General features: G+C 54.5%; 24 protein-coding genes. 15 read left to right on the forward strand and 9 right to left on the reverse strand.

Annotation, left to right across the window (positions count from 1 at the left end; translation table 11 throughout):
- Positions 1 to 27: 27 nt before the first annotated feature.
- Together tdh and AC6I8A_RS19055 are read right to left on the reverse strand one after the other, a co-directional pair.
- Entirely contained in the window at positions 28 to 1,056 is a 1,029-nt protein-coding gene (gene tdh, locus AC6I8A_RS19050; protein ID WP_265303038.1) for an L-threonine 3-dehydrogenase, read from the reverse strand.
- Entirely contained in the window at positions 1,053 to 2,261 is a 1,209-nt protein-coding gene (locus AC6I8A_RS19055) for a glycine C-acetyltransferase (protein WP_256697829.1), read from the reverse strand. The genes tdh and AC6I8A_RS19055 overlap by 4 nt, the downstream gene beginning before the upstream one ends.
- Before the next feature lie 231 nt (positions 2,262 to 2,492).
- On the opposite strand from AC6I8A_RS19055, the gene rfaD reads away from it, so the two are divergent.
- Genes rfaD through rfaC form a run of 3 tightly spaced genes read left to right on the forward strand, consistent with a single transcriptional unit; the run spans position 2,493 to position 5,457 of the window.
- Positions 2,493 to 3,425: an ADP-glyceromanno-heptose 6-epimerase gene (gene rfaD, locus AC6I8A_RS19060; protein ID WP_008109718.1), complete on the forward strand. Its 933-nt coding sequence runs from the start codon at positions 2,493 to 2,495 to the stop codon at positions 3,423 to 3,425.
- Between the two features lie 17 nt (positions 3,426 to 3,442).
- Positions 3,443 to 4,486, forward strand: coding sequence for an ADP-heptose--LPS heptosyltransferase RfaF (gene rfaF, locus AC6I8A_RS19065; RefSeq protein ID WP_479490373.1), 1,044 nt, complete (start codon positions 3,443 to 3,445; stop codon positions 4,484 to 4,486).
- Between the two features lie 2 nt (positions 4,487 to 4,488).
- The gene (gene rfaC / locus AC6I8A_RS19070) at positions 4,489 to 5,457 is read left to right on the forward strand and encodes a lipopolysaccharide heptosyltransferase RfaC (RefSeq protein ID WP_497818907.1); all 969 of its coding nucleotides are present in this window, start codon (positions 4,489 to 4,491) and stop codon (positions 5,455 to 5,457) included.
- Positions 5,458 to 5,473: 16 nt separating this feature from the next.
- Here the strand turns inward: rfaC and AC6I8A_RS19075 are convergent, their stop codons facing one another.
- Positions 5,474 to 6,442, reverse strand: coding sequence for a polysaccharide deacetylase family protein (locus tag AC6I8A_RS19075; RefSeq protein WP_293796777.1), 969 nt, complete (start codon positions 6,440 to 6,442; stop codon positions 5,474 to 5,476).
- A gap of 319 nt (positions 6,443 to 6,761) precedes the next feature.
- On the opposite strand from AC6I8A_RS19075, the gene AC6I8A_RS19080 reads away from it, so the two are divergent.
- From AC6I8A_RS19080 to coaD, 8 genes are all read left to right on the forward strand, one after another.
- A complete protein-coding gene (locus AC6I8A_RS19080) occupies positions 6,762 to 7,886 on the forward strand; it encodes a glycosyltransferase (protein WP_256698462.1) in 1,125 nt (374 codons plus the stop codon).
- Between the two features lie 42 nt (positions 7,887 to 7,928).
- Positions 7,929 to 9,038 (forward strand): glycosyltransferase family 9 protein, encoded by a 1,110-nt coding sequence (locus AC6I8A_RS19085; RefSeq protein WP_497818908.1) that lies wholly within the window; start codon positions 7,929 to 7,931, stop codon positions 9,036 to 9,038.
- Positions 9,035 to 10,036 (forward strand): glycosyltransferase, encoded by a 1,002-nt coding sequence (locus AC6I8A_RS19090; protein ID WP_497818909.1) that lies wholly within the window; start codon positions 9,035 to 9,037, stop codon positions 10,034 to 10,036. The genes AC6I8A_RS19085 and AC6I8A_RS19090 overlap by 4 nt, the downstream gene beginning before the upstream one ends.
- A 73-nt stretch (positions 10,037 to 10,109) precedes the next feature.
- Positions 10,110 to 11,186 (forward strand): putative lipopolysaccharide heptosyltransferase III, encoded by a 1,077-nt coding sequence (gene rfaQ / locus AC6I8A_RS19095; RefSeq protein WP_497818910.1) that lies wholly within the window; start codon positions 10,110 to 10,112, stop codon positions 11,184 to 11,186.
- A complete protein-coding gene (locus AC6I8A_RS19100) occupies positions 11,179 to 12,312 on the forward strand; it encodes a glycosyltransferase family 4 protein (protein ID WP_497818911.1) in 1,134 nt (377 codons plus the stop codon). The genes rfaQ and AC6I8A_RS19100 overlap by 8 nt, the downstream gene beginning before the upstream one ends.
- Positions 12,313 to 12,397: 85 nt before the next feature.
- Complete coding sequence (gene waaA / locus AC6I8A_RS19105) at positions 12,398 to 13,672, forward strand: lipid IV(A) 3-deoxy-D-manno-octulosonic acid transferase (RefSeq protein ID WP_497818912.1); 1,275 nt, start codon at positions 12,398 to 12,400, stop codon at positions 13,670 to 13,672.
- A 3-nt stretch (positions 13,673 to 13,675) separates the two neighbouring features.
- A complete protein-coding gene (locus AC6I8A_RS19110) occupies positions 13,676 to 14,452 on the forward strand; it encodes a glycosyltransferase family 2 protein (protein ID WP_497818913.1) in 777 nt (258 codons plus the stop codon).
- A complete protein-coding gene (gene coaD / locus AC6I8A_RS19115; RefSeq protein WP_497818914.1) occupies positions 14,449 to 14,934 on the forward strand; it encodes a pantetheine-phosphate adenylyltransferase in 486 nt (161 codons plus the stop codon). The genes AC6I8A_RS19110 and coaD overlap by 4 nt, the downstream gene beginning before the upstream one ends.
- A gap of 1 nt (position 14,935) precedes the next feature.
- On the opposite strand, the gene mutM is transcribed toward coaD, so the two are convergent.
- The 4 genes from mutM to radC all read right to left on the reverse strand — a co-directional run bounded on the left by mutM (position 14,936) and on the right by radC (position 17,130).
- Positions 14,936 to 15,745 carry a bifunctional DNA-formamidopyrimidine glycosylase/DNA-(apurinic or apyrimidinic site) lyase gene (mutM, locus tag AC6I8A_RS19120; RefSeq protein ID WP_061720330.1) on the reverse strand — a complete coding sequence of 270 codons (810 nt, stop codon included), beginning with the start codon at positions 15,743 to 15,745 and terminating at the stop codon, positions 14,936 to 14,938.
- A gap of 69 nt (positions 15,746 to 15,814) precedes the next feature.
- Positions 15,815 to 15,982, reverse strand: coding sequence for a 50S ribosomal protein L33 (gene rpmG / locus AC6I8A_RS19125; protein ID WP_001051798.1), 168 nt, complete (start codon positions 15,980 to 15,982; stop codon positions 15,815 to 15,817).
- Positions 15,983 to 15,993: 11 nt separating this feature from the next.
- A complete protein-coding gene (gene rpmB / locus AC6I8A_RS19130; protein WP_007885297.1) occupies positions 15,994 to 16,230 on the reverse strand; it encodes a 50S ribosomal protein L28 in 237 nt (78 codons plus the stop codon).
- A gap of 243 nt (positions 16,231 to 16,473) precedes the next feature.
- On the reverse strand, positions 16,474 to 17,130 hold the full coding sequence (gene radC, locus AC6I8A_RS19135; protein ID WP_256697844.1) for a RadC family protein: 657 nt from the start codon (positions 17,128 to 17,130) through the stop codon (positions 16,474 to 16,476).
- A 185-nt stretch (positions 17,131 to 17,315) separates the two neighbouring features.
- On the opposite strand from radC, the gene coaBC reads away from it, so the two are divergent.
- The 3 genes from coaBC (at position 17,316) to slmA (ending at position 19,685) form a co-directional block, all read left to right on the forward strand.
- Positions 17,316 to 18,536, forward strand: coding sequence for a bifunctional phosphopantothenoylcysteine decarboxylase/phosphopantothenate--cysteine ligase CoaBC (gene coaBC / locus AC6I8A_RS19140; protein WP_497818915.1), 1,221 nt, complete (start codon positions 17,316 to 17,318; stop codon positions 18,534 to 18,536).
- A complete protein-coding gene (dut, locus tag AC6I8A_RS19145; protein WP_497818916.1) occupies positions 18,514 to 18,972 on the forward strand; it encodes a dUTP diphosphatase in 459 nt (152 codons plus the stop codon). The genes coaBC and dut overlap by 23 nt, the downstream gene beginning before the upstream one ends.
- Positions 18,973 to 19,088: 116 nt before the next feature.
- Positions 19,089 to 19,685: a nucleoid occlusion factor SlmA gene (gene slmA, locus AC6I8A_RS19150; RefSeq protein ID WP_007885293.1), complete on the forward strand. Its 597-nt coding sequence runs from the start codon at positions 19,089 to 19,091 to the stop codon at positions 19,683 to 19,685.
- A gap of 41 nt (positions 19,686 to 19,726) precedes the next feature.
- Here the strand turns inward: slmA and pyrE are convergent, their stop codons facing one another.
- Both pyrE and rph read right to left on the reverse strand, forming a co-directional pair.
- The gene (pyrE, locus tag AC6I8A_RS19155; protein WP_008109749.1) at positions 19,727 to 20,368 is read right to left on the reverse strand and encodes an orotate phosphoribosyltransferase; all 642 of its coding nucleotides are present in this window, start codon (positions 20,366 to 20,368) and stop codon (positions 19,727 to 19,729) included.
- A gap of 49 nt (positions 20,369 to 20,417) precedes the next feature.
- On the reverse strand, positions 20,418 to 21,134 hold the full coding sequence (gene rph, locus AC6I8A_RS19160) for a ribonuclease PH (protein ID WP_061720334.1): 717 nt from the start codon (positions 21,132 to 21,134) through the stop codon (positions 20,418 to 20,420).
- A gap of 144 nt (positions 21,135 to 21,278) precedes the next feature.
- On the opposite strand from rph, the gene AC6I8A_RS19165 reads away from it, so the two are divergent.
- Positions 21,279 to 22,463 carry a NupC/NupG family nucleoside CNT transporter gene (locus AC6I8A_RS19165; RefSeq protein ID WP_497818917.1) on the forward strand — a complete coding sequence of 395 codons (1,185 nt, stop codon included), beginning with the start codon at positions 21,279 to 21,281 and terminating at the stop codon, positions 22,461 to 22,463.
- Positions 22,464 to 22,479: the final 16 nt, after the last annotated feature.

Consider the following 22,479-nt stretch of genomic DNA (forward strand, 5'->3'; position numbering starts at 1 on the left):
TCTCCGGCCATCAGGCCGGAGAAAGGTTTAATCCCAGCTCAACACCACTTTGCCGGATCGTCCCGAACGCATTTCATCAAAGCCCTGCTGGAACTCATCAATGTGATAGCGATGGGTGATGATCGGCGTGAGATCGAGGCCAGACTGAATCAGCGCCGCCATCTTGTACCAGGTTTCGAACATCTCGCGGCCGTAGATGCCTTTGATGAACAAGCCTTTAAAGATAACCTGATTCCAGTCGATTGACATCTCGCCCGGCGGAATGCCGAGCAGCGCGATGCGGCCGCCGTGGTTCATCACTTCCAGCAAAGTGCGGAACGCCGCTGGCGCACCGGACATCTCCAGACCCACATCAAAGCCTTCGGTCATGCCGAGTTCAGCCATCACGTCACGCAGATTTTCCTGCGCCACGTTCACGGCGCGCGTTACACCCATTTTGCGCGCCAGTTCGAGGCGATAGTCGTTGATGTCGGTGATCACCACATGGCGCGCGCCGACGTGCTTACACACCGCCGCCGCCATAATGCCAATTGGCCCAGCACCGGAAATCAGCACATCTTCGCCTACCAAATCGAACGACAGCGCGGTGTGCACCGCATTGCCGAAGGGATCGAAAATCGCCGCCAGTTCATCGGAAATGTTGTCAGGAATTTTGAAGGCGTTAAATGCCGGAATCACCAGATATTCAGCGAAACAGCCCTGACGATTGACGCCAACGCCTACCGTATTGCGGCACAGATGCGTGCGTCCGGCGCGGCAGTTGCGGCAATGGCCGCAGGTGATATGACCTTCACCGGAAACGCGATCGCCCACGGCAAAGCCCTTAACTTCCTGACCCATTCCTACCACTTCGCCCACATATTCATGGCCGGTGATCATCGGGACTGGAATGGTTTTGCGCGACCAGTCGTCCCAGTTATAGATGTGTACGTCGGTGCCGCAGATAGCAGTTTTACGAATCTTAATCAGCAGGTCGTTATGGCCGGGTTCGGGAATCGGCGCGTCCTTAACCATCCAAATGCCTTCTTCGGCTTTTAATTTGGCGAGTGCTTTCATTTACTTGCTCCTGAAATAACGCCCAGCTGTTGACCAATGCGGGTAAAGGCAGCCACGGCGTGCTCCAGCTGCGCCTGCGTATGTCCGGCAGAGATCTGCGTACGGATACGCGCCTGGCCTTGCGGTACCACCGGATAGAAGAAGCCGGTGACGTAGATGCCTTCCTGCTGCAACAGGTTGGCAAACTGCTGCGCCACTTTGGCATCGCCCAGCATTACCGGGATGATGGCGTGATCGGCGCCGGCCAGCGTGAAACCTGCAGCAGTCATTTTCTCGCGGAAGAAGCGGGCGTTTTCCCACAGGCGCTGACGTAAACCGTCGCCTTCGCTTAGCAGCTCCAGCACGCGCAGCGAGGCGGCAACAATTGCCGGCGCCAGCGAGTTGGAGAACAGATACGGACGCGAGCGCTGACGCAGCCATTCAACCACTTCTTTCTTCGCTGCCACGTAGCCGCCCGATGCACCACCCAGCGCTTTGCCCAGCGTGCCGGTCAGAATGTCGACGCGATCCATCACGTCACAATATTCGTGCGTGCCGCGTCCGGCAGAACCGACAAAGCCCACCGCATGAGAATCATCGACCATCACCAGCGCATCGAACTCATCGGCTAGATCGCAAATGCCCTGCAGATTGGCGATCACGCCATCCATCGAGAACACGCCGTCGGTGGCAATCAGGATGTGACGCGCGCCTTTATCGCGTGCTTCCTGTAAACGCGCACGCAGCTCGCTCATGTCATTGTTGGCGTAACGATAGCGCTGCGCTTTGCACAGACGCACGCCATCAATGATCGAGGCGTGATTGAGGGCGTCGGAAATAATCGCGTCTTCAGCGCTGAGCAGCGTTTCAAACAGGCCACCGTTGGCATCAAAGCAGGACGAGAACAGAATCGCGTCTTCCATGCCGAGAAACTCAGCCAGCTTATGTTCCAGCTGCTGGTGGATGTCCTGCGTGCCGCAGATAAAGCGCACCGAGGCCATGCCAAAACCGTGTGAATCCATGCCGTCTTTCGCCGCCTGGATCAATGCCGGATGATTGGCTAAACCCAAATAGTTATTGGCGCAAAAGTTGATAACGGGCGGGCTGTTGGCAACGTTGATTTCTGCCTGCTGTGCCGATGTGATGGTGCGTTCTCGTTTGAACAATCCGTCCTGACGTGTTGTCTCAAGTTGTTGACGAATTTGCGAATAAAACTGACTGGACATGATTCTGCTCCTCAGATAGCAAAATTTTGGCACATATTACTGATCGAAAAGCGAATAGACGATATTTCAGCCATCAATATCTCGGTTTTGCAGCATAGTTCACGCTGCGGACAGGATTTGTGCAGCGCTTACGGAGTCATCTGGCTGCCTGCGTCTGGCTGAAATGTTATGATGATAGGTATTCGTGGGTGAAACCTCCTGTTTCCCCCCAACTCTTTAAAGGCAAAGCATATGATTATCGTAACCGGTGGCGCTGGCATGATTGGCAGCAACATTGTTAAAGCGCTGAACGATCGCGGTCTGACCGACATTTTGGTGGTGGATAATCTGAAGGATGGCACCAAGTTCGTGAATCTGGCGGATCTCGACATCGCTGATTACATGGATAAAGAGGAATTCCTCAGCTACATCATGTCTGGCGAAGATCTCGGCCCCATCGAAGCCGTTTTCCACGAAGGTGCGTGTTCCGCGACCACCGAGTGGGATGGCAAGTACATGATGGATAACAACTATCAGTACTCGAAAGATCTGCTGCACTTCTGCCTCGAGCGTGAAATCCCGTTCCTGTACGCCTCTTCTGCGGCCACTTACGGCGGCCGCAACGAGAACTTCATCGAAGAGCGCCAGTACGAGCAGCCGCTGAACGTATACGGCTACTCGAAAATGCTGTTCGATCACTATGTGCGCCAGATTCTGCCTGAAGCCGAATCGCCGGTGTGCGGCTTCCGTTACTTCAATGTGTACGGTCCGCGTGAAGGCCACAAAGGCGGCATGGCGAGCGTCGCGTTCCACCTCAACACGCAAATCAGCAACGGTGAAAATCCAAAACTGTTCGAAGGCAGCGACGATTTCCGCCGCGATTTCATCCACGTTGATGACGTGGTGGCGGTAAATCTGTGGTGCTGGGAAAACGGTGTTTCCGGTATCTACAACTGCGGTACCGGGCGCGCTGAATCTTTCCAGGAAGTGGCGGATGCGGTGCTGAACTTCCATCAGAAGGGCCAGATTGAATACATTCCGTTCCCGGACAAGCTGAAAGGCCGTTATCAGGCGTTTACCCAAGCCGACCTCACCAATCTGCGTGCAGCGGGTTACGACAAGCCGTTTAAAACCGTCGCGCAAGGCGTGGGTGAATACATGGCATGGCTGAACCGTAACGCATAAGGAAATCGGCAGCAGCGATGAAAATTCTGGTTATTGGCCCATCATGGGTCGGCGATATGATGATGTCGCAAAGTCTCTATCGCACGCTCAAGGCTGAGCATCCTGAAGCGGTAATCGACGTGATGGCACCGGCCTGGTGCCGCCCATTGCTGTCGCGTATGCCGGAAGTGAATCAGGCGCTGGCGATGCCGCTCGGCCATGGCGCATTAGCGCTGGGCGAACGTCGTCGTTTGGGGAAAACCCTGCAGGCCAGCGGCTATGACCGCGCCTATGTACTGCCGAACTCCTTCAAATCTGCGCTGGTGCCGTTTTTCGCCGGGATCAAACGTCGCACTGGCTGGCGCGGCGAGATGCGCTATGGCGTGTTGAATGATGTGCGCGTGCTGGACAAAGCGGCCTTTCCGTTGATGGTTGAGCGCTATGTGGCGCTCGGCTATGACAAACCGGTTGCTTCCGCGCAGCAGCTGCCACAGCCATTGCTGTGGCCGCAATTGCGTGTTGATGACGATGAAAAGCAGATGACGGCGGCACATTTTGCGCTGTCGGCCGATCGCCCGGTGATCGGCTTTTGCCCAGGCGCAGAGTTTGGCCCGGCGAAGCGCTGGCCGCATTATCATTATGCCGCGCTGGCAGAGCAGCTGATTGGCGAAGGTTATCAGGTGGTGCTATTCGGTTCAGCGAAAGACCGCGAAACTGGCGACACCATTGTGCAGACGCTGTCTGAAGTGGCGCGTGCGCACTGCAAAAATCTGGCCGGTGAGACGCAACTGGAGCAAGCGGTGATTCTGTTAGCGAATTGCGCGGCGGTAATCAGTAACGATTCCGGCCTGATGCATATCGCTGCTGCATTGAATCGTCCGCTGGTGGCGCTGTATGGCCCAAGCAGCCCGGACTTCACGCCGCCGTTGTCCCAGCACGCGCGCATTATTCGTTTGATCACCGGTTATCACAAAGTCCGCAAAGGTGATGCCGAGCAAGGTTATCACCAGAGCCTGATCGATATTCAGCCAGCGCGCGTTCATCAGGAACTGAGCGCGCTGTTGCATCCGGTGCAGGAGTAAAGATGCACGTTTTAATTGTTAAAACTTCCTCAATGGGAGACGTGCTGCACACCTTACCGGCGCTGACAGATGCGATGCAGGTGATTCCTGGCATCAGGTTTGATTGGGTGGTTGAAGAGAACTTCGCTCAAATCCCAGCCTGGCATCCGGCGGTCGATAAAGTGCTGCCGGTGGCAATTCGCCGCTGGCGCAAGCACTGGTTCGGCAGCCAGCAGCGTGAAGAGCGTGTGCAATTTAAGCGTGAGCTGCAATCGCGTCAGTATGATGTGGTGCTTGATGCACAAGGCCTGATTAAAAGCGCCGCGCTGGTTACACGCCTGGCAAAAGGCGAGAAGCACGGACAAGACAGCCGCAGCGCACGCGAACCTTTCGCCAGCTGGTGGTATGACAAACGCCATGAAATCAACAAGCAGCAGCATGCGGTGGAACGTACGCGCGAGCTGTTTGCCAAAAGCCTCGGCTATGAAAAACCCACGACGCAGGGCGATTATGCGATTGCTGGGCATTTCCGTTCTACGCTGCCAGACAACGCTCAGCCTTATCTGGTGTTTCTGCACGCCACCACGCGTGATAACAAACACTGGCCGGAATCACACTGGCGCGCGCTGATTGACTTAGTGCAGCCAACAGGTTTGCGCGTGAAGTTGCCGTGGGGCGCTGAGCATGAACATCAACGCGCACAACGTTTGGCGGAAGGCTTTGACCATGTTGAGGTGCTGCCAAAGCTAACGCTGGAGCAGGTAGCGCAGCAGTTAGCCGGCGCGCGCGCGGTGGTGTCGGTGGATACCGGTTTGAGTCACCTTACGGCGGCGCTGGATCGTCCGAATATCACACTTTACGGTCCAACCGATCCGGGGCTGATTGGCGGTTATGGTAAGAATCAGTATGTGCTGCGTCCTGCTCAAGGACACAGCATGGCGGATATTCAAGCCAAAGATGTTGCAACGATGATGAAAGAAATTGCGGTATAAATTTATACCGCTATCGCTAGATAGCGCTGTTTCTCTTCTGCAGCGCATATTCCGTCAGCGTCATACCTTGAGTACGTGATTGTAGCCAACTGAAAAGCTGCTCTAAATCATCATAAAGGCGCTCAATGTCAGCTTCATTTTTAAATGTGGGGCTGCCATCAGGCATGAATTCTGATGAATGCAGCATGAACTCGACGTAATCATTCCCCTGGCTAAGTGTTTGCTCAACCACCTGCTTCATCTGCGCCACATTGCCCCCAACCGGACGTAGCCAATTAACAGAGGGACCACGTTTCTTGCCGCGTACGTCATTCCACACTTTTTTCAGCTGATTAGTGAATGTGCCATAGCGGTATTGAATGCTCATCGGCAACTCTAACAACGGACTGTCACCTGCGCGGGAAATGTCATGAACATCAAGGTAATAAGCATGATCGGGGAAACGGCTGTAATCGGTGCCGCCTTTGCCTTGCGGCGCACCAGATGAATTACGCCAATCCACGCGCGGTGTGACAGAGCAATCAACCAGATAACCATTGTCAATCAATGCTCGGGCGTAAACTTCATCAAAAGCCCAGCGTCCGGCTCGATGGCTAGTCATCTTCTGCTGAAAAGCGCTTTCCAGCAAATCGGTCATGTATGCGACCTTGTCGCGCAAAATATTTTCAGGAAATTCAATCAAATAAGGCTGATAGCGCCAGTCATCATCGGTCAACGCGTATTCCGGCGGGCTATACCATGCATGAAGATGCATGCCGATTTCACCTTGCCCGCGCGCCAGTAGATCGCGACCAAATTCAACATAAGCCGCATCGCTCGCCATTTCGTAATTGGTTAGCCAGGTAGGTTTAAACCCGTATTTCTCACATAAAGCCTGAAAGCGCGGCAGGAACTGAACATTTCGAGTGGTAACCTTGCCGCTGCGATTGCGCCAAAGATTATCCCCTTCAGTATCGAGAGTAATTAAAAACGCAGGCTTATCCATAACTTATCCGGTAAAATGAGCACTTTCTCATCGCTATGGTACGCAAGCCCTTGAGTGAGGGCAAACATTTCATCTGGCGTGTTCCCACAGATGTTGTTAGCAGTATAAGTGTGGTTAAACTAGAGTAAATTAGACTGCACATCGACGCGCATACGCAGAATGTTCATCTTAAGAGCAATAAGCAATATCTGAAGCCAAACATACCTAATAAATTGATTTATCTTATATTCAGTCCTGTTTTATCAGGGGATGATAGCTGCATTGTCATACAAAACAGGCTGGCGATTAGGAGCAAAAGAATTTGTCGAAGCGCATTCTGATGGTGATTGATGGCCTGCCGGGCGGCGGTGCCGAAAAAGTCGTGCTGACACTGGCTGAGGGTTTTATCAGTCAGGGACATCGTGTGTCGCTTTTCTCCTTGCGCAAAGTCTGCGAATACCCCATTCCTGCGGGCGTGGATTATCAGACCGTGATTGATAAAAGTTCACGTCCGTGGCGCAAACTGACTGAAACCCATCGTCGTGCGCATTTGTTAGATGAAGCCGTGCTTCAAAGCGAAGCGCTGCACGGAAAATTCGATTTGGTTTTATCTAATCTGCACAAAACCGATCGCATTGTTCGCTATGCACGTGCGCTGGATGCGAGTAAAACCTGGTACTGCCTGCACGGCGTTTTTTCAGCCTCCTATCTTGCTCGCAAATCAGGTTTCTCTTTATGGCTTAAGCGGCTGAAAATTCGTGATACTTACCACGGTAAACAGCTTATCGGCGTCTCGCAATACGTCATTGATGATGTGATTCATAATATCGGCGTGAAACCCAGCAAAGCGCAGGTCATCTTTAACCCATTTGATTTCGAACTTATTTCCCGACTGGCCGCAGAACCTTGCCCACTTGCAGGACGCAATTTCGTGCTGCACGTCGGACGCTTCCATGAAACTAAGCGTCACGATCGTTTGCTGGCCGCCTATGCTCAGAGTGGCATCACTGCTCCGCTGGTTTTATTGGGTCAGGGGAGCGAAAAAATCACGGAAAGATTACGCCAGCAAGCCACTGATTTAGGCATCGCAGAACGTGTGCGCTTTGAAGGTTTTCATAAAAATCCTTACCCGTGGATTCGCCACGCTCGGCTGTTAGTGGTGAGTTCAGACAGCGAAGGATTCGGCAATGTACTGGTTGAAGCCTTGAGCTGCGGCACATCCGTGGTAAGTACTCGCTGCCCCGGCGCGCCGTCGGCCATCATGACCGGCGACCTGGCGCGCGGTCTAGCGGATTTGAATGCTGATTCACTCGCGCAGAGAATGCGCGAGATTTATGCCGATCCGCCTGAGTTGCAAGATCTGGACTTAAGCATTTATAGTCTCAAGATTATTTGTCAGCAGTATTTGCAACTGGCAGAAATGGAAGTACCTCTATTTTCAGGCACTCAGCACGTTTCAGGTTAATAGGTCCCCATGTCGGTGTGGCCGTATCATGGGGATAGATCGTTGACGTATGTAATTCTCTTTTTACTTTTTTTACCGGTCAAATGGGTGATGAAAATCTTCCACAGCCGAACCGGTAAAAATCTGGTTATTCAAACAGCCAAGATCGGTGATTTCGTTAATATCACCCCGCTATTAACCCATCTGGGAAAAAGCGATGCGCTATTGAGCAATAGCGTTGCCGCTCTTGCCACGCGCGATAACACGCTGGAAAACATCTGGTATATCGAAGAGCATCGTTCAGGCTTAGTCAAAAAAATGAAGTTGGTGTGGCAGATACTCAACCGCTACGACAACATCTATCTATTGCATCCCACCAATCTCAATCTGTTTATTGCCGCTTGCTGTAATGCCAGCAACAAACAGTTTCTTTCAAGTTATCGCCGCAAAAGTTATCAGGGTTTGTTTTACCTCACTGCAAGCGGCGTGGTCGAACATGAAAAAAATACCCTGACGCTGGAAAATTACCTGAAACTCGCCGATCGCTCGTTCACTAAAGAGAGTTATCCTAAGCATGCCACACAACCACTTTGGCAACCCAACTCGCTGCCGGATGAAATATTCCAGCATGATGGCATTCGCATTGGCATCAGTATTACCGCAGGTAATCAGGCAAAAACGATCCCACCGATAATTTGGCAGCGACTTTTTAACCACTTGAGCGATCTGCCTTGCCAGTTTTATGCCTTTGGCGCACCGAATGAACAAACACGCTTGCAGGAGCTGTATAAAGTTGTCGGCGCGCGCGAGAACCTCATCAGCCTGGTTGGCAAGGTGCCATTAGAAGACGTGCCAGCGGCTATCGGTGAAATGGATTTCTATATCGCGTCAGATTCCGGCAATGTCTATATCGCCGATGCGCAGCAGGTGCCGATCATTTTGATTTATGGCCCATGTTGCGTTGAAGAGCAGCGCCCGCTGGGCGATGTGTTGTTGATTGGGCCAAATCATATTGCGCCCTCATCTTTTGTTTTCGACGCACAGTACAAATTTATGCATCCCGCTGAACAGCTGTTTGAACTTGATCAGCGGAAGCTAAACGATATTCATGATTTTATCAGCGCCAGGCAGCAGCAACGCCTAGCGCGACGGAAGAACAGTAAAACAGCATGACCATGCAGCCTGAAAGATCATCCCCGTTACTCAGCATCATTATTCCCATGTTCAATGCGGGCAATGATTTTGCCGCCTGCATGCAGTCGTTGCTGGCGCAAACTCTTACCTCGCTGGAAATCATCGTTGTCGATGATGGCTCTACCGACGGCTCTGATGAGCGTGCCGACGCCTATGCTCAGCAGCATCCACATGTGCGGGTGATCCACCAGGCCAACGGCGGCGTATCGCGCGCGCGCAATGCCGGCTTAGCGATAGCGCGCGGTAAGTACGTTTCGTTTCCAGATGCCGACGACACCATGGATCCGGCAATGTATCAAACGCTGGTTGAGATGGCAGAACACGACAATCTCGATGCTGCGCAGTGCAACGCAGAATGGTATTTCAAAGCCAGCCAGCAAGTGAAGCCACTGATTCCTCTCGATCGCCTTACCAGCACCGAAGTGCTCGGCGGCCCTGAGTGGCTCAATAAAGCACTTAAAACGCATCGCTATATGCATGTGGTTTGGCTGGGCATTTACCGCCGTGACTTGATTGAACGGCTCAAACTTTACTTTGAACCTGGCCTGCATCATCAGGACATTCCATGGACGACTGAGTTCATGCTTAATGCCCAACGCGTTCGCTACACCGATCGGGTGCTTTACCGTTATTACATGCACGATGCCTCAATCAGTAATCGCAAACGCACCGGCCAGCGCAACGTCGAATATCAGCGTCATTACCTGAAAATTGCGCAATTATTGGAAGAGATCAACGCACGCTATCGCCACAAAGTGAACATCTATCCGGCGTTTCACTACCAGATCACGCACGAGGCGCTTAGCGTCTGCCACTGTATTCGACGCGAGCCGGAAGAGAGCGCGCGTCAGGCGATGATTGCCGATCTGTTTGCCACGCAAACCCATAAGCGCATGCTGCGTAATGCGCGCGGTATTCAGCAATGGTATCAACTGCTGCTGTGGCTGAGCCGGATATATCGCTGGCGCAAGAAATAAGCGCCGCGTCTGGCTTTCACGCCTTTGGGGTTTGCCCTACAATCAGCTGACTGAATTCTGAGATCATTTGAGTATGGCAAGCCCGATTCCAGACCCCTTTGCACCGAAAAATATTCTGCTGATCAAGCTGCGCCATCACGGCGATATGCTGCTGACCACGCCCGCTATCAACGCGCTTCGCCAGCGCTATCCGCAGGCCAACATTGACGTCCTGCTGTATAAAGAAACCCGTCCAATGCTGGAAGCGCATCCGGCCATTCGCCAGTTACACATCATCGATCGCAACTGGAAGAAGGAAGGCGGCTGGCGGAAATTCCGACATGAAATGGCGCTGCTTTCAGCGGTGCGTGCTTGCCATTATGACCTTGTGATTAACCTTGCCGATCAGTGGCGCAGTGCCATCATAACCGGTTTCTCTGGCGCGCCGGTGCGCATTGGGTTTGCCTTCCGCAAACGTGATAATGCCTTATGGCGCTGGATGCACAATCAGCTGGTCAGCACGGCTGATCATCATCAGCTGCATACGGTCGAACAGAATATGGCGGCGCTGAAGCCGCTGGGCATCAGTGCCGCTGGCGCAAAAGCCTCAATGCATTTCAGCGTAGCCGATCAACGGAAAGTGCAGGATGTGCTGGCGCAGCACGCGGTGAAAATGCCATTTGTGGTGGTGCAACCCACCTCACGCTGGCTGTTCAAATGCTGGGAAGATGAAAAAGTCGCACAGCTGATCGATGCGCTGGTCGCCGAAGGCCGCACCGTGGTACTGACTGCGGCGCCGGACCAGAAAGAAATGGCGATGATCGCCAATATACAGTCGCTGTGCCATAGCCATAACGTGGTGTCGCTGGCCGGTGAATTATCCTTGCCGCAGCTGGCGGCGCTGATCGATGCGGCGCAGCTGTTTATCGGTGTGGACTCTGCGCCGATGCATATGGCCGCCGCGCTGGAAACGCCTTGTTTGGCGCTGTTTGGCCCCACCAAGCTGCAACACTGGCGTCCATGGGGCGATCACAACCGCGTGATTTGGGCCGGCGATTATGGTCCGCTGCCCTCGCCAGACGCCATCGATACCAACACGCAACAGCGCTATCTTTCTGCCATTCCCGTTGAGGATGTGGTGGCTGCCGCCCGGAGTTTTTTGCATGAGTAAGTTACGCCTGGCGATCGTCCGGCAGAAATACCGCCCAGACGGCGGCGCAGAACGTTTTATCTCGCGTGCGCTGGAAGCGCTGGATAGCGAGCAGCTCGATCTCAATATCATCACCCGCAGCTGGCAGGGCACGCCGAATCCAGCCTGGCATCTGCACATTTGTAATCCGGCGAAATTTGGTCGCATCTCGCGCGAGCGCGGTTTTGCGCGTGCCGCACGTGAATGTTGGGAGCGCGAGAAGTTCGATATTGTGCAGAGCCACGAACGCATCGCCGGTTGCGATATCTTTCGTGCCGGTGATGGCGTGCATCGCGTTTGGCTGGAGCAGCGCGCGCGCATCGTGTCGCCGTGGCAGCGCTTAAGTGCCCGCCTCAGCCCTTATCATCGTTATGTGTTGCAGGCGGAAGCCGACATGTTCAACGCGCCGTCATTGCAAGCGGTGATCTGTAATTCAGAGATGGTGAAGCAGGATATTTTGCGGCACTTCACGCTTGATGCCAGCAAGATCCATGTGATTCATAACGCCATTGACAGCCAACGCTTCCAGCCAGCCAGCGAAGCAATGCGCCATGCGGCACGCCTGCAGCTCAAACTGCCGCAAGATGCCACGGTAATGATTTACGTAGGCTCGGGCTTTGAGCGCAAAGGATTGAAGGCGGCGATTGAAGCGGTGGCGAAAAGCGATCGTTATCTGGTGGTGGTCGGCCAGGATAAGCAGTTGTCGCGCTATCAGCAGCTGGCAAACCAGCTCAATTGCCTCGACCGCTTACGCTTTGTTGGCGTACAGCAGGACGTGCAACCGTTCTACCATGCAGCCGATGCGCTGCTGCTGCCCACGCTTTATGATCCCTTCCCGAATGTGGTGCTGGAAGCGATGGCCTGCGGTCTGGCAGTGATCACCAGCACCGGCTGCGGCGGCGCGGAGTTTATCACTGCGGGCCAGGAAGGTTTTGTCTGCGATGCATTAGATATCAACGCATTAAACGAAGCCGTAAAAGCAACACCGGCGCTTTCTCACAATTCTGCCATGGGCGAAGCCGCACGTCGCAGAATTGAACCTTATGGTCCGCAGCGGCTGGCGCAAGCGCTGACCTCGCTGTATCAGCAAGTGCTGCAGACCCGCTGACGAAGGGGTATGAGCAGGCGGTTAATTTCTGATAACATGCCGCCTTTCCTCTGTTTTTTGACGCGATTCTGTCGTAACGGTAACTATGACGACTCTATACACAGCCTTGCTCTATCTGATTCAGCCACTCATCTGGCTGCGCCTGTGGCTGCGCGGTCGAAAAGCACCGGCCTATCGTAAACGTTGGGCAGAACGCTACGGCTATTGCACTGGAAAAGTGCTGCCGCATGGCATTGTGTTGCACTCGGTTTCCGTCGGCGAGACGCTGGCGGCGGTGCCGCTGGTGCGCGCGCTGCGTCACCGCTATCCGACGCTACCGATCACCGTCACCACCATGACGCCGACCGGCTCCGAACGTGCGCAGTCAGCGTTTGGCAAAGATGTGCACCACGTTTACCTGCCGTACGATCTGCCAGGTTCCATCAACCGTTTCCTTGATACCGTCGATCCACGCCTGGTAATCATCATGGAAACCGAGCTGTGGCCAAACATCATTCGTATTCTTCATCAGCGCAAGATTCCGCTGGTGATTGCCAACGCGCGCCTGTCTGAGCGCTCGGCCAAAGGCTACAAAAAGCTCGGCAGCTTTATGCGCGACTTGCTGCAACGCATCACGCTGATTGCCGCGCAAAACGCCGAAGATGGCGATCGTTTCCTCAGCCTTGGCCTGAAGCGTTCGCATCTCACCGTTACCGGCAGCCTCAAATTTGATATTTCCGTGACGCCAGAGCTGGCGGCAAAAGCGGTCACGCTGCGTCGTCAGTGGGCATCGCGTCGTCCGGTGTGGATCGCCACCAGCACCCACGAAGGCGAAGAAGCGATTGTGCTCGATGCGCATCGCCGCCTGCTGCAACAGTTCCCCAATCTGCTGCTGATTTTGGTGCCGCGCCATCCGGAACGTTTCAAAGATGCCTGCGACCTGACGCAAAAACGTGGCTTCAGCTTTACCTTACGCAGCAGCGGCGAAATTCCTTCAAGCTCCACGCAAGTGGTGATTGGCGACACCATGGGCGAGTTGATGATGCTATACGGTATCGCCGATCTCGCCTTTGTGGGCGGTAGCCTGGTTGAGCGCGGCGGTCACAACCCGCTGGAACCGGCAGCGCATGCCATTCCGGTGTTGATGGGCCCGCATATCTGGAACTTCAAAGATATCTGCGCCAAGCTGCAGCAAGCCGAAGGGCTGATTACCGTCACTGACGTGGTATCGCTGCAGAAAGAGGTCGCTAACCTGCTGCAGGATGACGATTATCGCCGCTATTACGGCCGCCATGCTGTGGACGTGCTGCATCAAAATCAGGGCGCATTACAGCGTCTGCTACAGTTACTCGAACCTCACTTACCACCGCGAGCTCACTAATTCATGTCGCAACGCCAACGTCTCTCCGTGGTGATGATCGCCAAAAACGAAGCTGAACTGCTGCCGGAGGCGCTGGCTTCTGTCAGTTGGGCGGATGAGATTGTGGTGCTTGATTCTGGCAGCAGCGATAACACGGTGCAGGTGGCTCGCGAACAGGGCGCGCAGGTGTTCCAGGCTGAAGGCTGGCAGGGATTTGGCAAGCAGCGCCAGCGCGCGCAGGCCCATGCGCGAGGCGAGATGATTTTGATGATCGATGCCGACGAGCGTGTGACGCCAGAACTGCGTCGCGCTATCGAGCAGGTTCTCGCGCAGCCCGCATCGGACAACGTTTACAGCCTTGGTCGCAGCAATCTGTTTCTCGGCCGCTTTATGCGCCACAGCGGCTGGTATCCCGACCGCGTCATGCGTCTTTATCCGCGCAAGCTCAATTACAACGACAATCTGGTACACGAATCACTCGAGACGCAAGGTGCGCCGGTAGTGAAGCTGGCGGGCGATCTGCAACATCTCACCTGCCGCGACCTGATTGCGTTTCAGCGTAAGCAGATGAACTATGCCGAAGCCTGGGCAAATGAGCGTTTCCAGCGCGGCAAACGCTGCGGCTTGTTCTCGATCTTTAGCCATACGCTCGGCGCGTTCATTAAAACGCTACTGCTGCGCGCCGGTTTTCTTGATGGCAAACAGGGCTGGATCCTGGCGGTGGTTAACGCGCAATACACTTTCAACAAATACTCGGCGCTCTGGGCGCTGAATCACACCTCAACACAAGGTCGCGTATGAGTACCAAAGCGATTTATCCCGGCACCTTTGATCCCTTTACTTTGGGTCATCTGGATATTGTGACGCGCGCAGCGAAGATGTTTGGCCGCATCGTCGTGGCGATTGCCGCCAGCCCGAGTAAAAAACCGCTGTTCACTCTGGATGAGCGCGTGGATATGGCGCGTCAGGTGACGGCACATCTGCCGAACGTCGAAGTGATTGGGTTTAGCGACCTGATGGCGAACTTTGCCCAGGCGCAGAGTGCCAATGTGCTGGTACGTGGATTGCGTGCGGTATCGGATTTCGAATATGAGCTGCAGCTGGCGCAGATGAATCGCCATCTGTTGCCCACGCTGGAAAGCGTGTTTCTGATGCCGTCAGAAGGTTTCTCGTTCGTCTCTTCTTCGCTGGTCAAAGAAGTGGCGCGCCACGCCGGTGACGTGCAGGCATTTCTGCCTGCCGTGGTGCACAAGGCGTTACTGGCGCGGCTGGCACAGCCTTAACTCAGTGCTGGCAGCGTGGACACCAGAAGGTGCTGCGCTGGCCATGCTTGCCGCTGACAATCGGCGTACCGCAGGCGCGACAAGGTTCACCGGTGCGACCGTAAACCTGCAGCTCTTGCGCAAAGTAGCCCGGCTTACCGTCAGTTTGCAGGAAATCACGCAGCGTGGTGCCGCCCTGCTCAATCGAGCGTAGCAACACCGCTTTGATGGTGTTAACCAGCAGTTCCGCCTCTTCCTGACTCAAACTCATCGCCGAACGATCGGGCAAGATCCCGGCGGTAAACAGCGATTCGCTGGCGTAGATGTTGCCGACGCCCACCACCACTTTGTTATCCATCAGCCACTGTTTAATCACGGTGCGTTTGCCGCGCGACTTTTCAAACAGATAAGCGCCATCAAATTCGCTGCTAAGCGGTTCCGGACCGAGATGCGCCAACACGCTGCTGCCTGCAAGGTCATTGCTCCACAGCCAGGCGCCAAAGCGACGTGGATCGGTGTAGCGCAGCACTTTGCCGTTGCTCATCACCAAATCGACGTGGTCATGTTTAGCGGCCGGTTGTTCGCCGGGAAGCACACGCAGGCTGCCGGACATGCCGAGGTGAATGATGATCCAGCCATGCGGCAGTTCGAGCAGCAGATATTTAGCGCGACGCTGCACGCTTAATACTGGTTGATCACTCAGCGCGTGGATTTCATGCGAGACCGGCCAGCGCAAACGTGGATTGCGCACCACTGCATGCAGAATCGTGGCACCCACCATATGGGGTTCGATACCGCGACGACTGGTTTCTACCTCAGGTAATTCAGGCATCTCATCTCCTCAACGAATCGCAGAAACAAAAAACCCGGCCGAAGCCGGGTTTTTCACAGAACACTAAAATTACTTAATTTTAGCTTCTTTGTAGATCACGTGCTGACGTACAACCGGATCGAACTTTTTCAGTTCTAATTTCTCTGGTTTAGTACGCTTGTTCTTCGTGGTGGTATAGAAGTGACCTGTACCAGCAGAGGAAACCAGCTTGATCTTCTCACGAATACCTTTAGCCATGATTCAGTTCCTTAGTACTTCTCACCACGGGCGCGGATTTCGGTCAGAACCGTATCGATGCCCTTTTTATCAATAACACGCATACCTTTAGCAGATACACGCAGAGTAACGAAGCGCTTTTCGCTCTCAACCCAGAAACGGTGAGAGTGCAGGTTCGGCAGGAAACGGCGTTTCGTCGCGTTCATTGCGTGGGAACGGTTGTTACCCGTTACCGGACGCTTTCCAGTTACCTGGCAGACTCGTGACATTTCTATTCTCCAAAAATCAAATCAGCTCGAGCTTTAAAAACTAGGTTTTGGCCGCCTCGTCAGGCCTTAGCCCGCCCAGGCGAGTTCCATGTGAACCCGCTAAGCTGGCCCAAACGCCAAACCCGAGATTCTCAAAGGTGGCGTAGTATACGCCGCTCAGCCCAAGTGCTCAAGTCCCGAACAGATAAAGATCCCTCTGGATCGCGCAAAAATGCCCTATTTCTGTTCAGTTGAATCGATGAATTACAACCAACCGCGCTCGGCGAAAGAGGTAAACTCGCCGTGACCGATCACCAAATGATCAAGTAAACGGATATTGAGCAGCGCGCAGGCTTGTCCTACTTTTCCGGTAATCTCGCGGTCGGCGCGGCTGGGTTCAGCGATGCCCGACGGGTGATTGTGCGCCAGAATCACCGCTGCTGCGTTGAGTTTCAGCGCTTCGCGCACGATTTCGCGCGGATGAACTTCCACGCTGGCAATCGTGCCGGAGAACATCTTCTGCGCCTGCAACACGCGGTGCTGGTTATCAAGGAACAGCGCCATAAACACTTCGCGCTCCTGATGCGCCAGCACGCTTTGCAGGTAATGGCGCGTCACCTGTGGATTCTCCATCACATTCTCCCGCGCCAGCTGGCTGGCAAAAAACCGCCTTCCCAGTTCGGCTATGGCATACAGCTGCGTCATTTTGGCGCTGCCCACACCTTTAATCTGCCCGAGTTCCTCTTTGCTGGCCGTCATAATGCGATAGAGCGAACCGAACTCGTTCAACATCTGATGTGCCAGCAGCAGCACACTGGTGCCGCTGATACCGGTGCGTAAAAAAATCGCCAGCAGCTCAGCATCACTCAGCACTTCGGCGCCCATTAACATCAGTTTTTCCCGTGGTGCCAGTTCCGTCATGACCCTCTCCTCCCTGCGTTGCGGCGATTCTGCGCGTCAGCCACATTCAGCGCCAGCACCCATTGAACGATTTCAGAGCCGGCTCGCAAAGGCCGCAGGCAGTGAAAAGGCGCGTTGCGGATTTTGTGATAAAGTTGCCTGCATCTGCCGCCCCTGACGCGGCAATCTGCTTTGAGGCGAACAACATGACGGGATTAGCCGGAAAGAAAATTCTGCTGGGCGTGAGCGGCGGCATCGCTGCGTATAAAGCGCCGGAGCTGGTGCGTCGGCTGCGCGATCGCGGTGCGGATGTGCGCGTAATGATGACCGAAGCGGCCAAAGCTTTTATTACCCCGCTGAGCCTGCAGGCGGTTTCCGGTTATCCGGTATTTGATGATTTGCTCGACCCAGCGGCGGAAGCGGCAATGGGCCATATTGAATTGGCAAAATGGGCCGATTTGATTGTGCTGGCGCCGGCAACCGCCGATCTGATTGCCCGCATGACGGCCGGTATGGCGAATGATTTGGTCACCACCGCGTGTCTGGCAAGCGCCGCGCCCGTTGCCATTGTCCCGGCCATGAATCAGCAGATGTACCGCGCGGCGATCACGCAAGAGAACCTGCAACGTCTGCATCAGCGCGGCGTGTTGATTTGGGGACCCGACAGCGGTAGCCAGGCGTGCGGCGATATGGGTCCGGGCCGCATGCTCGACCCGCTGGCAATTGTGGCGCACGCGCTGGAATGGGCTGCGCCCGTCAACGATCTGCAACATCTCAACATTATGATCACCGCCGGTCCAACACGTGAAGCGCTGGACCCGGTGCGTTATATCAGCAATCACAGCTCGGGTAAGATGGGCTTTGCGATTGCGGCTGCGGCAGCAAAACGCGGTGCGAAGGTGACGCTCGTTGCCGGTCCGGTGGCGCTGCCAACACCAGCTGGCGTGCAACGCGTGGACGTCGACAGCGCGCTGGAGATGGAAGCAGCAGTGATGGCGCAAATCCAGCAACAACATATTTTCATTGCCAGCGCAGCCGTGGCAGACTACCGGGCGGCTAACATTGCCGCAGAGAAAATCAAAAAACAGGGTGGCGACGATAACGTCACGCTGCAGTTGGTGAAGAACCCCGATATTGTCGCAGGCGTGGCGGCGCTGCAGAAAAATCGCCCTTACGTTGTGGGATTTGCTGCCGAAACCCAGAATGTGGAAGAATACGCGCGGCAAAAACGGGTGCGAAAAAACCTGGATCTGATTTGTGCCAACGATGTGGCGCAGGCGGGTCAGGGCTTCAATAGCGACACCAATGCTCTTCACCTTTTTTGGCAGGAAGGAGAAAAAGTCTTACCGCTCAGTGATAAGACGCTCCTTGGCCAACAATTAATAGACGAGATTGTCAGCCGTTATGATGAAAAAAATCGACGTTAAAATTCTTGATGCACGTGTGGGCAACGAATTCCCGCTGCCGACTTATGCAACCTCTGGTTCCGCAGGTCTCGATTTACGCGCCTGCCTGGATGATGCACTGGAAATCGCACCAGGCATGACCACGCTGGTACCCACCGGTCTGGCGATCCACATTGGCGATCCAGGTCTGGCAGCCGTGATTCTGCCGCGCTCCGGTCTTGGCCATAAACATGGCATCGTGCTGGGCAACCTGGTCGGCTTAATCGATTCCGATTATCAGGGCCAACTGATGGTTTCCGTCTGGAACCGTGGTCAGGATAGCTTCACGCTGCAGCCAGGCGACCGTTTGGCACAGCTGGTCTTCGTGCCGGTCGTGCAGGCCGAATTAAACCTGGTGGAAGATTTTGACACCAGCGATCGCGGCGCAGGCGGCTTCGGTCACTCAGGCCGTCAGTAACACGCGACACTTTTCGCTTAGCCATCTTTTTATTTCTTATCGCCACAGGCCGCTATGTCTGTGGCAGATGAGGCAGTATTGCCTGTTTTTGGTGAATTTCAGGGGTGTTGAAGGTCATGGCAGAAAAAAAAGTCGCGAAACGGAATCGTCGCGAAGAGATTTTGCAGGCGCTGGCACAAATGCTGGAGTCGGGCGATGGCAGTCAGCGCATCACCACTGCGAAGCTGGCCGCCAATGTCGGCGTATCGGAAGCGGCGCTCTATCGCCACTTTCCCAGCAAAACGCGTATGTTTGACAGCCTTATCGAGTTTATTGAAGACAGTCTGATTACCCGCATCAATCTGATCCTGAAAGATGAAAAAGAGACGCTGACGCGCCTGCGTTTAATCGTGCAGCTGATTCTGGGATTTGGTGAGCGTAATCCGGGGCTGACGCGTATTTTGACCGGCCATGCGCTGATGTTTGAACAGGATCGCCTGCAAGGGCGTATCAATCAGCTGTTTGAACGGATTGAAGTGCAGCTGCGTCAGGTGATGCGCGAGAAGAAAATGCGTGATGGTGAAGGTTTCCAGAACGACGAAACGCTGCTGGCGAGCCAGTTGCTGGCGTTTTGTGAAGGGCTGTTGTCGCGCTATGTGCGCTCGGAGTTTCGTTTTCGTCCGACCGCAGATTTCGATAGCCGCTGGCCGCTGATGGCTGCGCAGTTGGTTTAAAAGACCAGGTCGGCATTTATGCCGACCTCATTACCGAATAATTAAATCCCATACTCTTTGCGATACGCGCGCACTTTCGCCAGATGATCAGCCATCTCCGGTTTCTCTTCCAGATAATCAATCAGCTCAGCCAGCGTAATGATTGCGGTGACTTTGCATTTATAGTCGCGTTCCACTTCCTGAATCGCCGAAATATCGCTGCGGCCGCGTTCCTGACGATCCAGCGAAATCAACACGCCCGCTAACGTCGCGTTATGCGCACTGATGATATCCATTGATTCACGAATCGCGGTGCCGGCGGTGATCACATCATCCACCAGCATCACTTTGCCCTGCAGCGGGCTGCCGACCAGCAAACCGCCTTCGCCGTGATCTTTGGCTTCTTTGCGGTTAAAGCAGTAAGGCACATCACGCTCATGATGATCGGCCAGCGCTACCGCAGTAGTGGTAGCAATCGGGATGCCTTTATACGCCGGGCCAAACAACAGGTCGAAATCAACACCGCCGTCGACCAACGCCTGTGCGTAAAAGCGGCCTAACAGCGCTAAATCGCGACCAGTATTAAACAGACCGGCATTGAAGAAATAGGGGCTTTTACGTCCCGATTTCAGGGTGAACTCACCAAACTTCAGCACCCCTTTGTTCAGGGCGAATTCAATAAACTGACGCTGCCAGGCTTTCATTTCTCACTCCTCAAATAAAGAAAAGGCGACTCTATGGTCGCCTGTTACATCAATTAGTTAGCGCCGCTTTCTGCGCCTGAATCAACTGCTCAATGCCGCCTCGCGCCAGCGCCAGCAGCTGCAGTAACTCGTCGTGGCTGAAGGGTTCACCTTCTGCGGTGCCTTGCACTTCAATCATGCGACCGTCTTCGGTCATCACCACGTTCATGTCAGTTTCTGCGGCGGAATCTTCCACATATTCCAGATCGCATAACGCTTCACCGCCGACGATGCCCACAGAAATCGCCGCCACCATGCCTTTCAGCGGGCTGGCTTTCAGCTTGCCAGCAGCCACCAGCGCATTCAACGCATCGGCCAGCGCCACGCAGGCACCGGTAATGGATGCGGTACGCGTGCCGCCATCGGCCTGAATCACGTCGCAATCCAGCGTGATGGTGAATTCACCCAGCGCTTCCAAATCCACTGCCGCGCGCAGTGAACGGGCGATCAGACGCTGAATCTCCAGCGTACGGCCGCCCTGTTTGCCTTTGGCCGCTTCACGCGCCATGCGGCTGTGGGTAGAACGCGGCAGCATGCCATATTCAGCGGTAATCCAGCCTTGACCTTTGCCTTTGAGGAAACGTGGCACGCTCTCTTCGACGGTTGCGGTGCACAGCACTTTGGTTTCGCCGAACTCAACGAGCACAGAGCCTTCTGCATGTTTGGTGTAGTGACGAGTGAGTGTGACGGGACGTGTTTCAGATGCACTACGGCCTGCTGGACGCATGGTTTCTCTCCGGCTTGCTTAGGTTTGGCTGCGCATTATACGGACTTCGGCTGCGGCTGTCCTGCCCGCGATCGCCACAATCCTGGATGAAATTCTGTGGTGGCTGTGGCTAAATGCGCGTTTCCTCCCTAAAAAAGATAAATGATGATCGCGATACTCCATTTCCTGCTGGCGCTGGTGGTGATCTTTGCCCTTGCGCTGTTGGTCAGCCACGACCGCAAACACATTCGTCCCCGCTTTATTATTCAGCTGCTGATTGTTGAAGCCGCGCTGGGCTGGTTCTTCCTGCATTCGGCGGGCGGCCAATCGGTGGTCTCTGCGGTGGGCGGCTTCTTTGAGACCTTATTAACCTACGCCGCGCAAGGGACCAACTTTGTCTTCGGTAATATGGCGGATCAGGGATTAGCCTTTATTTTCCTCGGGGTGCTCTGCCCAATTGTGTTTATTTCCGCACTGATCGGCATTTTGCAGCACTGGCGCATTCTGCCGCTGCTGATTCGCGCGGTTGGTACTCTGTTGTCGAAAGTGAATGGCATGGGCAAGCTGGAGTCGTTTAACGCCGTCAGCACCTTGATTCTCGGCCAATCGGAGAACTTCATCGCTTATAAAGGCATTCTCGCCGATATCTCTGCGCCGCGTATGTACACCATGGCGGCGACGGCGATGTCGACGGTTTCGCTGTCGATTGTTGGCGCATATATGTCGATGATTGATGCCAAATATGTGGTTGCAGCGCTGCTGCTCAATATGTTCAGCACCTTTATTATCCTCTCGATCATCAATCCAACCCGCCCGGAAAACGAAGAGCAGATTGCGCTGGATAAGCTGCACGAAGATCAGAGCTTTTTTGAGATGCTGGGCGAATATATTCTCGCCGGTTTTAAAGTGGCGATGATCATCATGGCGATGCTAATTGGTTTTATCGCGCTGATCGCGGCGATCAATGCGCTGTTCGCGGCGCTATTTGGCTACAGCTTCCAGCAGCTGCTCGGCTACGTTTTCTATCCATTTGCGTGGCTGGTAGGCATTCCGTCCGCTGATGCCTTGCAGGCAGCGAGTATTATGGCCACCAAACTGGTGGCAAATGAATTTGTCGCGATGATCGAGCTGAAGAAAGTGGCGGCTGAGATGACGCCGCGCGGACTGGGGATTCTGTCGGTGTTCCTGGTTTCGTTCGCTAACTTCGCCTCGATCGGCATCGTTGCCGGTGCGATTAAAGGCCTGAACGAGAAACAGGGCAATGTGGTTTCACGCTTTGGCTGGAAGCTGGTGTATGGCTCCACGCTGGTGAGCTTGCTCTCGGCCGCGTTCGCCGGACTGTTTATCTGATAACACATGGCGGCTG

It is taken from the genome of Pantoea sp. X-Soil-ISGK-275 (assembly GCF_059730795.1).